Genomic DNA, 11,495 nt, shown 5'->3' with positions numbered 1-11,495 from the left:
CCCTTCGCTGTAGTATCTGACTGTGCTTGCGATCGCGATCTGGCTCTTCGCCTTTCCGGACCTGGGCGGAACACTGCTCCGCGGCCCGGTCGCGGGCGTCCTGGTCGCCGGTGACCTCCTTTCGTGGGCGAGGATGCCCTCCCGAGACCTGCTCGTCGATATCGAGTGGTCCCGAAGTGGACGGCGGCTCGCGCGAATCGAACTCGACAACCCCTACGTAGATACCGAAGATCCCGCACGGATCGTGAGGCACCACGGCCGGGCGTTCCTGAATTTCTGGTCTTGCTGGGGTACCGGCTGCGCACGGCGTTTCGCGCTCATCGAAAACGACCCGCCGCGGCTCGTGATGGTGGGGAAGTTCGAGAACGGCACCGTTGAAGGGTTCGAAAAAACGGGAACGGTCCGGGCCTTCCCGCGCCACGAAGGCATTGATGAGTCGATTCGCACTGGGCACGACGTTTGGGTCGAGCGAACCTATCACTGGAACGACCAGAATCGGTCGTTCGACTTGGTAAAGCGGGCGCTCGTCACTGAAATGCCAAAGGAATCGGCTTGGCGGTTCCGACGCTAGCCGAAGAGCTCGTAGTCCTTCAAGATCCACTTCAGCCGCGTGACGCCCCGATACTCATCGAGTTCGGGCTGGAACATCACGTCGACACGAGCGCCCGCCTGCACCTCGGCCAGGCGCGCGCCCATGCCGAAACCCATGGCCTGGACCACGGGCCCATCCTGGCGCCGAAGCGTGACCTGCACGTGCTCCGGCTTGCGCGTGGGTGTGATTTGGGCGAACGACATATCCCTGGCGACGAACACAGGCTCCGGATTCGAGTCGCCGAACGGCTCCAGCGCATTGAGCGCGGCGACGAACGCGGGGGTGATCTCCTCTGGGTCCACCGCGGCGTCGACGCGCCTCGTGATCGCAAAGTCCTCCTCCGTGAGGATGCCGCGGGCGTAGGTATCGAGCGCGTCCGCGATCTCGGCGATGCGGCCCGACTCCGCGGAGAAGCCCGCGGCCATCGCGTGGCCGCCGCCGTCCATCAGGTGCGTGTGCGCCTGCAGGGCGTGGTAGAGGTGGAACGACGGAATCGTGCGGGCGGAGCCCTTCACCTTGCCCGTGTCGGGGTCGATCGAACCCACGAACGCGGGCCGCCGGAACTGCTCTACCAGCCGACCCGCGACGATGCCGATGACCCCCGCGTGCCAGCCCTCGCTCGCGACCACGATCACGTAACGGTCGTTGGCCCCGGTCTCGAGCACCATCTGCGAGGCCTCGTCGAGGATCCGCATCTGTTCGGCCCGGCGCTGCTCGTTGATCTGCTCGATTTGGCGTGCAAGCTGCGTGGCCTCTTGCTCGTCGCGGGAGAGCAGCAGCTTGAGGGAGATCGCGGCGTCGTCGATGCGGCCCGCGGCGTTGAGGCGTGGGCCGAGCACGTAGCCGATGTGGTAGGCGCGCAGCCCCTTGCTAGCCTTCAGCTCCACCCCGGACTCCCGCAAAAGCGCCCTCAACCCGATCTTCTTGGTGGCCGCCAAGGCGGTCAGACCGTGGCGGGCGAGAATCCTGTTCTCACCCTCCAGCGGCATCACGTCTGCGACCGTGCCGAGCGCCGCGAGGTCGAGAAACGCGTTGCGGTACTTGTCCACGGGAAGCCCCAGCTCTCGAGTCAGCCCTTCGCAGAAGCGGAACACGACCCCGGCGCCGGACAGCTCTGTGAACGGGTATTGGGAGTCCGGGCGGTGCGGGTTGATCAGGGCGTGCGCCTGGGGCATCGTTTCGCCGATCGAGTGGTGGTCGGTCACGACCACGCGCATGCCCGCTTCCCGGGCCGCCGCGATCTGGTCGAAGGCGGAGATGCCGCAGTCGCACGTGAGGAACACGTCCGCGCCCATGGCTTTGGCCGCCTCGACGGCACTGCTGTGGATGCCGTAGCCCTCCTTCATGCGGTGCGGGACGTGCGTGTGGACGTTGAACCCGACCTTTTTGAGGAACCGGTCGAAGATCGCGGCGCTGCTCACGCCGTCCACGTCGTAGTCGCCGTGGACGAACACGCGGGTCTTCCGCTCCCGCGCGTCCAGCAGGATGCGGGACGCCTCGGTGTAGTCGGGCAGCAGGGACGGATCGCCCAGGTCGTCAAGGCTGGGGTTCAGGTAATGCTGCGCCTGGTCGGGTTCGGTGATCCCGCGGTTGATGAGCAGGCAGGCGATCAGCTCGGGCACGTCGAGCGCCCGCGCCAACTCCCCTTCGCGAATCCGGTCGCGCGTGGGGATGCTCCAATGGGTGGCGGTGGCGGGAATCTGCATGGCGGTTGGGGGGCGCGTTCAGTGTAGCGGAAGCCCGCAAGAGCGCCCTGTGGGAAAGGACGGGCGACGGGGGGCGTTTGGCGTTTGTCGTTGGTCGTCTGTCGTAAACCGACTCCCGATTCCCGACTCCCGATTCCCGATTCCCGTTTCCCGACTCCCGATTCCCGATTCCCGAGCCCTACAGCTTCTCGACCTGCGTGAACTCGAGCTCCACCGGCGTGTCGCGGCCGAAGATGTTGATGAGCACCTTGAGCTTCTCGCGATCGCTGTTGACCTCTTCGATCTTTCCGGAGAAGTCGCTGAAGGGCCCCTCGACGACGCGGATGGCATCGCCCTTGTTCCAAGAGACCTTGGGGGCTTCCTTGCTGCTCTCGAGGTTCGACATGATGCGCCGCACCTCGTACTCCTCGAGAGGAACCGGCTTGTTGCCGCTCTGCACGAACCCCGTCACGCCGCTGGTGGACTTCACCAGCTTGTACGTGTCGTCGGTCAGGTTCATCTGGATGAGGATGTAGCCGGGGAAAACCTTCTTGTTCACGATCATGCGCTTGCCCCCGCGCGTCGTGAGCTCCTGTTCCGTGGGAATCAGGATTTCGAAGAGGTCCAGGTCCCAAAAACCCTCGACTTGGGCGCGTCGGGTGAGCACGTCGCGCACCTTGTTCTCGTGACCTGCGATTGTATGGACTGCGTACCAGGCTTTCGGCATGTCGTTAGTTCTGGTTGGAGAGGATCTTGAACAGCGTGTCGGCGCCCCAGTTCATGACCATCAAGGCGAGCACGAGGAACGTGCAGACGGCGAGCACGACGCCGGTAAGCCGCGTCGTCTCTTTGTTGGCGGGCCACGTCACCTTCTTGAGCTCGCGAACCACTTCGGTCCAAAAGCCGCGCATGCCGCGCTTCGATTTGGGCAGCGGGATCTGAGCCTGCTGCTGGGGAGTTTTGCCTTGCATAGTCTGTGCTGTCTTGGACATCGGACGCCATCGCGGGCCGGGATGCCCTGGGGAATGCGCCCATGATACCACTCCCACTCGTCACTGGCGACGTGATTTTTTTGCGAACGGGCCGATGGTCTGCAGAAGGAATTCATCCACCAATCGCGAACTTCCATTGGCAAGTTGTCGCCAAACGCGATACAGTGAAACAAGAAATTACGGAGCGAAATCCTCCGGAGTTCCCATTGAGCGAATTATGTCGTTGTCCGGACCCTACAGCGAGCTTGAATATCTGATCCTGGCTATGGTCTCGGAAGGGATCAACTCCGGATACGCCATGCGCAAACAGATGACGCGCATGCGCGGAGCCCGATGGAGCGCAGAGAGCGGATCCGTGTACCGCGTGCTGCGCCGGCTGCTGGCGGATGGGCTGGTCGTGGAGGCCCGCAAGGTCGGTGTGCCCAACCGGGAGCGGACCGAATACGACCTCACCCCCTCGGGGTCGGCGCTCCTCGACAGTTGGCTCCTCTTTCCGCCAGACCGCCAGGAGTTCGCGTTCATGGTCGATCCGCTTCGGACGCGGATGTACTTCCTGGGCCGGTTGAAGGCGGCCGACCAGATCCGGATCGTCAAGAACTGGGCCCTTGAGAACAAGGTGTTCCTCGACGAGCTTCACCGTGAACTGAGTGCCAACGAGGGCGAGCATCCGATGCGCGATCTGGCACGATTGAACCTGCTCTACCTCGTCCAGGCGCGGCAAGACTGGCTCAAGAAGGTGCTGAGCGCGCTCAAGACGGGAGCGGGCAACGAAGTCGCGAGGGCCGCGACGAGCGAATGAGCCTCAGCGCGCGATCTTAAGGATCTTCAGCTTCTTCTTGCCGTCGGGAGCGTCGAACTCGACTTCGCTCTTGGCCTTTTGGCCCAACAGGGCCAAGCCCATCGGCGATTCGTTGCTGATGCGCATGTCCTGCGGGTCGGCCTCGATGCTGGAGACCACCCGAACCTCGAACTCGTCGGCGTACTCGATGTCCAGTACGGTGACGCGCGAGCCGATTCCCACTTCGTCCGTGGGGATCTTCTTGGGATCGAGCACGTGGGCGCTGCCGAAGATCTGTTTGAGGGTGGCGATGCGCTCCTCGACCATCGCCTGCTCGAACTTGACCTCGTCGAGTTCGTTGTTGTCCTCGCTGAACTCGCCGTGCTGCTGGCTCTCCCGAATGCGGTCCGCGATCTCCGGCCTCTTGACCACCGTGAGGTGCTCCAACTCCTTTTGGAGCAGATCGTGGCCTTCGGGGGTCAGCAGGATGCCGCCCTGGGGGTCGTTCATCGGTTCGGGTTTGCTCATTGCTTTGACTCGCTTCCTCGCGACCAGTTGGCGATTATATCCATCCTCGGCGCCGTTCTGTTGGAATTCCTGTTGTCTACGATCGCTGCGCTACGAGCGTTCGCTTCTCCAGCAATTCTTGGATAGACGGGGGCAAATAACCAGAGGTTCTGGCGAAATATCGAATTCGCTGAGAGGGCGGCGCCCGGCGATCGCGGGTAGATTGCACCCGTGATCCGCTCGAGTACCGTCGTGCTGCTGCTCGCCTGTCTGGGTGTCGGCCATGCCGGCGCGCAGGAGTCGAAGAGCCTGTTCGAGCAGGTCCGGCCCGAGATATCGATCGTCGTGCGGGAGCATCCGACCTCGGCGGAGATGGTCCGGGTGACCGCCCTCGCATCTGACTACCCTCCGGAGCTGCTTCAGCGTCAGGCGGCGCGGATCGGAGAGTACGCGGGCTCGCCCGCGCGCGGCATCCACCTCGAGTCGCAACTGCTCGACCCGGCCAACGAGCGCCTGCGCTTTCTCACCGCAAGTTTCGCGACGGACCACCTGATCGATCGGGCAATGGGCGTTCTGCGGCTGGAGCCGATCGTCAAGGCGTTCGCAGACCCCGACTCGGGGCGCCCTGTGACGGGAATCTCGATCATGTTCGATGGGGAGGCTGCAAGCGAGAAGATCGTCCGTACGTTCTCCAGCCCCGCGGTCGTCGTGGAGGGACGGGTCACCCAGAGCCCTCCGGGAATCGAATACCGCGTGCGCTTGTTGACCCAAGACCCGTCGTTGATCCAGATCCCGGAAAACGCGAAGGAGGCCGCGGCGATTTCGCCGAAGTCTCGCACGAAAGGTCCGTCCGCGCCCGTCTTGATTGCGTTGGGCGCCCTGGCTGCCATTGCAGCGGGCGCCTTGGTATACTTGGCACTCCTTCGAACCCCTGGGGAGGGAAAGAAGTAGCGCCTCGACCTCGGAGAGTCCATATCCATGCGTGAAGCTTCCAGTATCGGCATCCACGAGCTCATCGAAGTGGGGTTCCACGAGCGAGCCTCGGACATCTTCATCAAGGCGAATTCGCCTCCCATGATGCGCCAGCACAGCCTCATCAAGCCCGTGCCCGGCGAGTGGCCGATGATCGATTCCGAGAACGCGCAGCGGATCATCACCGCGCTGATGAACGAAAAGCAACTGCGGCGGTTCGACGACACGATGGAGATGGACCTCGCCTTCGCCGTGGGCGACAAATGCCGCGTCCGGGCGAACATCCACATGCAACGAGGTTCGTTCGGCATCGTCTGCCGGATCATCCCGCTCCAGATTCTCACGCTCGAGGAGCTTGGCCTGCCGCCCGTTCTTGGGGAATTGACCAAGCACCGCCAGGGACTGATCCTCGTGACGGGTCCCACCGGTTGCGGCAAGACCACGACGCTGGCCGCGATGCTGGACATGATCAACCAGAACCGGCAGTGCCACATCGTGACGATCGAGGACCCGCTGGAGTTCGTCCATCGCGACAAGAACGCGTACGTGACGCAGCGCGAGGTCGGCATCGACACCGCCGACTTCGAGCCCGCGCTCCGAGCGGTCGTCCGCGAAGCGCCCGACGTGATCCTCATCGGCGAAATGCGCGACGTGACCACGATGGGCGTCGCGATGCAGGCCGGCGAAACGGGCCACCTCGTCTTCTCGACGGTCCACACGTCGAGCGCGTACGAGACCATGGACCGCATCGTCAACATGTTTCCCCCGCACGAGAAGAACCACCTCTGCCTGCGACTGGCCAACGCCCTCCGCGCGATCATCGCGCAGAAGCTCGTCCCGCGAGCCGACGGCAACGGCCGCGTCGTAGCCAACGAGATTCTCATCTGCACCCCGACGGTCAGCAAGCTCATCGAGGACGGCCACTTCAGCGACCTGTACCACGCGATGAACGAGGGCCAGTTCTGGGGCATGCAGACGATGAATCAGAGCTTGGTTCGCTACGTAAAGGCTGGTGTCATCACCGAGGAGACAGCCTTGAACTACGCGGGAATCGCGTCGGAGCTGAAGCAGTTGCTCCGGCGCTGAGGAGCGTCTATGAGCGTTGAGATCGACGCGCTTTTGCGCGAACTGGTGGAGAAGGAGGCGAGCGACCTGCACATCAAGGCAGGCCAGCCGCCCGTCATGCGTATCCACGGCGACCTGGTCCGGTCGGAGCATCCGGCCCTCAGTCCGGCGGACACCGACGCGCTCCTCCTGGGCATTCTCAACGACGAGCGCAGAGCGCGCTTGAACTCGTTCCGCGAACTCGACCTCTCGTACGAGGTGCCGAACTGCGCCCGGTTCCGGGTGAACATGTTCTGGCAGCGGCGCCAGGTGGGCGCGGTCTTCCGCGTGATCCCGTTCAACATCCGCACGATCGACGATCTCCTGATGCCGCAGGTGTGCAAGAGCCTCGCGCTGATCGCCCGCGGTCTGATCCTGGTCACCGGTCCCACGGGCTCCGGCAAGTCGACCTCGCTCGCCGCGATGATCCACCACATCAACGTCACGAAGCGCTCGCACATCATGACGATCGAGGATCCCATCGAATACGTGCACTCCGACCGCATCAGCGTGATCAACCAACGCGAACTCGGCACGGACACGCACTCGTTCGCCGGAGCGCTCAAGCACGTGATGCGCCAGAACCCGGACGTCATCCTCGTCGGCGAGATGCGCGACCTCGAGACCATCCAGCTTGCGATCACCGCCGCGGAGACCGGCCACCTCGTGCTCTCGACGCTGCACACGGTCGATGCCGCCCAAACGATCGACCGCATGGTCGACGTGTTCTCGCCCGACCAGCAGGCCCAGATTCGAACCCAGCTCAGCGTCACGCTGCAGGCGGTCATTTCCCAGACGCTGCTGCCGACCAAGGATGGCAAGGGAAGAACGGCCGCGTTCGAGGTGATGACCGCGACCCCCTCGATCCGCACGATGATCCGGGACGGCAAGACGCACCAGCTCTACCACGACATCCAGATGGGGGGCGACATGGGGATGCAGACGCTCGACGGAAGCCTGCTCAATCTTTTGCGCGAGCGCAAGATCGACTACGAACACGCATTGGCCAAGTGTTCGAACGCGTCGGAGTTCCAGCGCCGAGCGATGAACCAGGGACTTGTGGAGACGGCGAATGCAGCGAATTGACGAACTCCTCATCCGTTGCGTCGAGGTCATGGGGTCGGACCTCCACTTCAAGGCCGATACGGGCAAGGCGTATTTCCGCGTGCACGGCGATCTCCAAGAGGTCGAAGTCCCCCACTACACCGGCGAGGAGCTGACCGTCGCGATCCGGGAGCTTCTCCACGACGATCAGTGGGTGCGTTTCGAGCGGGACCTCGAACTCGACTTCGCCTACGAGATCAAGGGAGTCGCCCGCTTCCGCGGCAACCTGTACCAACAGCGCGGATTCACCCAAGCCGCGTTCCGCGTGATTCCCTATCGCATCCAATCGATGGAGGAGCTCCAACTCCCGGCCGCGTGCTGGGATTTCATCGAGCGCCCGCGCGGCCTCGTTCTGGTAACCGGCCCCGCGGGATCGGGCAAGTCCACGACGCAGGCGGCGATGGTCGACCAGATCAACCGGCACGAGCGCGTGCACATCGTCACGGTCGAAGACCCCATCGAGTTCGTCCACGACAACCACGTCGCCCTCATCAACCAGCGCGAACTCGACGTGGACACCAACAGCTTCGCCAACGCGCTCAAGTACGTCCTGCGCCAGGACCCGGACGTGATCCTCGTCGGCGAAATGCGCGACTTGGAGACGATCCATCTCGCGATCACGGCGGCGGAGACCGGACACCTCGTGTTCGGCACCCTGCACACCGTGGACGCGGTGCAGACGGTGGACCGCATCGTCGACGTTTTTCCCACGCACCAGCAGCAGCAGATCCGCATGCAGCTCTCGGTGAACCTGGTGGGCGTCCTGTCGCAGACCCTGATCAAGCGCTCGGATGGGCGGGGCCGCGTGGCGGCGTTCGAGACGCTGGTCGCGACGAACGCGATCCGCAACCTCATTCGCGAGAACAAGAGCTACCAGATCGGCTCGATGATCCAGACCGGCGCCAAGAGCAAGATGCAGACGCTCGACCAGTGCCTGACGATCTTGGTGGAACGCGGTCTCGCGACGGTCGAAGATGCCCGCGCGAAGGCCAAGGACCCCGGCGAGTTCGATCGCCTGGTGGCGCTGGCGCGAGCCTCCGAACCCGCCCAGGTCCAGTCTCCGCAAGCGCACGCGGAGCCCGAGGCGCCCCCCAAACCCGCCGGCGGAGTTCCGGGTCAACCCAACCGCCCCGGCTATCGTCGGGAGTAGCCCCTCGGACTAGTCGGCGCATACGGGTTTTGATGCCGACCCCTGCCCCTTGCGGCCGAATACGAACTATAATGGGCTGGTTTCAGTCGGAATAGGTGGCGCCCTCGATGGTGCGCTCCCTCATACCACGAAAGGATCACTCATACATGAAGACTCAATTTCGCGCCACCTTGGTGGCTGCCGTGCTGGGCTGTCTCGGCCTGAGCCTGACGGCAAACGCAGGACAACAGGTTCAACAGCGAGGCCAGGTTTCGGGGCCTCCCATTAACACGCCGCTGACCCCCTGGGTTGGCGAGAGGGGAATCAACGAGACGGTCGATGAGATCATGGCGCGCCAACGGGCCACGCCGAACTTTCAAACGCCGCCGCCCTACTATATGGGGCCGGAGCATGAGATCGACCGCTGGTGGATCAAGCCCAACCCCGACTCGCCAAAGGTGTCCCAATGGCCCCCGGCTCCTCGGGGCGCACAGAAGGCCGAGCGCGGGGGGGGTGGGCGCTACACTCCGCAGCCCGTCGGAACGGACTTCCTCGGTGCCACTCTTCCCGAGTCCGGTTACCTTCCTCCGGACAGCAACGGCGCGGTGGGACCCACGCAGATCCTCGTGGTCGTCAATGGGCGGATCAAGGTCTTCGACCGAAACGGTTCCGTCGGCCCGCTCAATACGTCGACCTCCACGTTCTTCAACTCGGTCCGCAACGGCGCCGGCGTTTCGGACCCGCAGGTGCGCTACGACCGACTTTCCGGACGCTGGTTCGTGCTGATGATCACCACGGTCAACCAGAACAACCGCATCGTCCTTGCCGTCAGCAGCGGGCCGACGATCACCGGCATGGCCAGCTTCACGTTCTTCCAGTTCCAGCAGAACCTGCCCGCTCCGGCGGGGAACACCGGCCAGTTCGCCGATTACTGTTCGCTGGGGATCGACGCCAACGCGCTCTACGTGGGCTGCAACATGTTCAACGGGTCCTTCAACACCACGGCCTGGGTCATCAAAAAGAGCTCGGTGCTGGGAGCGGGGCCGATCGAAGTCACCGCGTTCCGGAACCTGCTCTCGGGCGGGGTCGGTCCGTTCGCCCCTCGCGGCGTCGACAACGATGATCCGTCCTCGACCCAGGGCTACATCGTCGGCGTCGATGCGGCGACCTTTGGCAAGCTGATGTTCCGCAGGATCAACGATCCAGGCGGCACCCCGTCGATCTCGGGGAACCTCTCGCTCACGGTTCCCACAACGGGGTACCCGCAGAACCAAGTCGCCATGGGAAGCACCGGGGCCCTCGACGGTCTCGACGACCGACTGTTCGCCGCGACCCTGCACAAGAACCAATTGACCGGCGTGCAAACCCTCTGGACCGCGCACAACATCGAAGTGAACTCGAGCGGCGTGGCCAGCTCGAGCGGCAACCGCAACGGTTCGCGCTGGTACGAGGTCGGCAATCTGTCGACCGTTCCCACGCTGATCCAGTCGGGCACGCTCTTCGATGCCTCGGCCACTCCCCTCGGCTACTGGATCCCCTCGGTGGCGATGTCGGGCCAGGGGCACATGGTGCTCGGATCTTCGGTGGCAGGATCGACGCGAAGGGCCGACGTGCAGGTGGCGGGCCGGTTTGCTTCGGACCTCTTGGGGACGATCCAGTCCCCCACGTTCGTGACGGCCACGGGAAGCAACTACAACGTGCAATCGGGGACGCAGCGGTGGGGCGACTACTCGGCTACGCTCGTCGACCCGCTCGACGGGATGACGATGTGGACGTTCCAGGAGTATTGCAACGCGACGAACTCGTGGGCCGTGCGGGTCACCCAGTTGATCGCGCCGCCTCCTGCCTCGATCACGACCCTCGTTCCCAACGCGATCAATCAGGGGCAGACCCTGAACATCACGGTGAATGGGACGTCGAGCGGCGGGTCGGGCTTCTTCGATCCGGACCCCTCGTTCCCGAACCATATCGCCGCCCTGTTCAGCGGATCCGGTCTGACCGTCAACAGCATCAACTTCGTCACTCCGACGCAGATCGTGCTGAACGTCAGCGCCTCCGGCGGCGCCGCAACAGGGGCGAGGGACCTCACGGTCACGAACCCCGACGGACAGAGCACGGTGAAGACGAGCGCCCTGACCGTCAACGGCGGCGGCGGGCCGATCGACGTCGTGCCGGCCACGATGACCGTGGGACCGGGCCTTCGCGTGAGCGGGACGGTCGCAGACCTGTTCACGAGCAACGATCAGTACGTGGACGTTCGCAAGAACCTCGCCGCCGAGGAGGTCGGGGCCAACATCGAAGTGTTGCTCACCACGACGTGTCCTACGGCGACGCCTTCGGCGCTCGAGGTTTCGCTCGAGTCCCGGATCCAGATCTCCGGGGTGAAGCAGTGGATCCGACTGTGGGACTACACCGCCTCGGCGTGGGTCCAGATCGACGATCGGTTCATCGGCACCTCGGACACCACGATCACTGTGGCCGCGCCGGGATCGCTCAGCCGGTTTGTCCAAGCTGGCACGCGGACGATGCGCATGAAGATCGGTCTCCGCGAGGTCGCCGCCGAAACGACGCAAGCGTGGCACGCGTGGCTCGACCGCGCGATCTGGCGGGTGACCCAGTAGGGAGTGCCTCT

11 protein-coding genes are annotated in these 11,495 nt (G+C 64.1%); 7 read left to right on the top strand and 4 right to left on the bottom strand.

Annotated features, from left to right (window positions below):
• Positions 1-22: 22 nt before the first annotated feature.
• Positions 23-571, top strand: a complete 549-nt coding sequence (locus tag M9921_01610) for a hypothetical protein (protein ID MCO5295532.1) — start codon at positions 23-25, stop codon at positions 569-571.
• On the opposite strand, the gene recJ is transcribed toward M9921_01610, so the two are convergent.
• The 3 genes from recJ to secE all read right to left on the bottom strand — a co-directional run bounded on the left by recJ (position 568) and on the right by secE (position 3,248).
• Positions 568-2,298, bottom strand: a complete 1,731-nt coding sequence (gene recJ, locus M9921_01605; GenBank protein ID MCO5295531.1) for a single-stranded-DNA-specific exonuclease RecJ — start codon at positions 2,296-2,298, stop codon at positions 568-570. The two genes, M9921_01610 and recJ, sit on opposite strands and share 4 nt — an antisense overlap.
• A gap of 178 nt (positions 2,299-2,476) precedes the next feature.
• Complete coding sequence (nusG, locus tag M9921_01600; GenBank protein MCO5295530.1) at positions 2,477-3,004, bottom strand: transcription termination/antitermination protein NusG; 528 nt, start codon at positions 3,002-3,004, stop codon at positions 2,477-2,479.
• Between the two features lie 4 nt (positions 3,005-3,008).
• Positions 3,009-3,248 carry a preprotein translocase subunit SecE gene (secE, locus tag M9921_01595; protein ID MCO5295529.1) on the bottom strand — a complete coding sequence of 80 codons (240 nt, stop codon included), beginning with the start codon at positions 3,246-3,248 and terminating at the stop codon, positions 3,009-3,011.
• Positions 3,249-3,486: 238 nt separating this feature from the next.
• Here secE and M9921_01590 point away from each other — a divergent pair, with 238 nt between their 5' ends.
• Positions 3,487-4,068: a PadR family transcriptional regulator gene (locus M9921_01590; protein MCO5295528.1), complete on the top strand. Its 582-nt coding sequence runs from the start codon at positions 3,487-3,489 to the stop codon at positions 4,066-4,068.
• A 3-nt stretch (positions 4,069-4,071) separates the two neighbouring features.
• Here the strand turns inward: M9921_01590 and M9921_01585 are convergent, their stop codons facing one another.
• Positions 4,072-4,575, bottom strand: a complete 504-nt coding sequence (locus tag M9921_01585) for a transcription elongation factor GreA (protein MCO5295527.1) — start codon at positions 4,573-4,575, stop codon at positions 4,072-4,074.
• Between the two features lie 210 nt (positions 4,576-4,785).
• Between M9921_01585 and M9921_01580 the strand changes: the two genes are divergently transcribed.
• From M9921_01580 to M9921_01560, 5 genes are all read left to right on the top strand, one after another.
• A complete protein-coding gene (locus tag M9921_01580; protein ID MCO5295526.1) occupies positions 4,786-5,505 on the top strand; it encodes a hypothetical protein in 720 nt (239 codons plus the stop codon).
• 27 nt (positions 5,506-5,532) lie between these two features.
• Positions 5,533-6,612 (top strand): PilT/PilU family type 4a pilus ATPase, encoded by a 1,080-nt coding sequence (locus tag M9921_01575; protein ID MCO5295525.1) that lies wholly within the window; start codon positions 5,533-5,535, stop codon positions 6,610-6,612.
• 9 nt (positions 6,613-6,621) lie between these two features.
• Positions 6,622-7,716 (top strand): type IV pilus twitching motility protein PilT, encoded by a 1,095-nt coding sequence (locus tag M9921_01570; GenBank protein ID MCO5295524.1) that lies wholly within the window; start codon positions 6,622-6,624, stop codon positions 7,714-7,716.
• Positions 7,703-8,884: a type IV pilus twitching motility protein PilT gene (locus M9921_01565; GenBank protein ID MCO5295523.1), complete on the top strand. Its 1,182-nt coding sequence runs from the start codon at positions 7,703-7,705 to the stop codon at positions 8,882-8,884. Before M9921_01570 ends, M9921_01565 begins: the two co-directional genes overlap by 14 nt.
• A 146-nt stretch (positions 8,885-9,030) precedes the next feature.
• A complete protein-coding gene (locus M9921_01560; protein ID MCO5295522.1) occupies positions 9,031-11,484 on the top strand; it encodes a hypothetical protein in 2,454 nt (817 codons plus the stop codon).
• Positions 11,485-11,495 lie beyond the last annotated feature (11 nt).

The sequence above is a fragment of the Fimbriimonadaceae bacterium genome (genome assembly GCA_023957775.1).
Lineage (GTDB): Bacteria > Armatimonadota > Fimbriimonadia > Fimbriimonadales > Fimbriimonadaceae > JAMLGR01.
The sequence above is the reverse complement of the archived record's forward strand: the minus strand, read 5'-3'. Positions and strand labels throughout refer to the sequence as shown.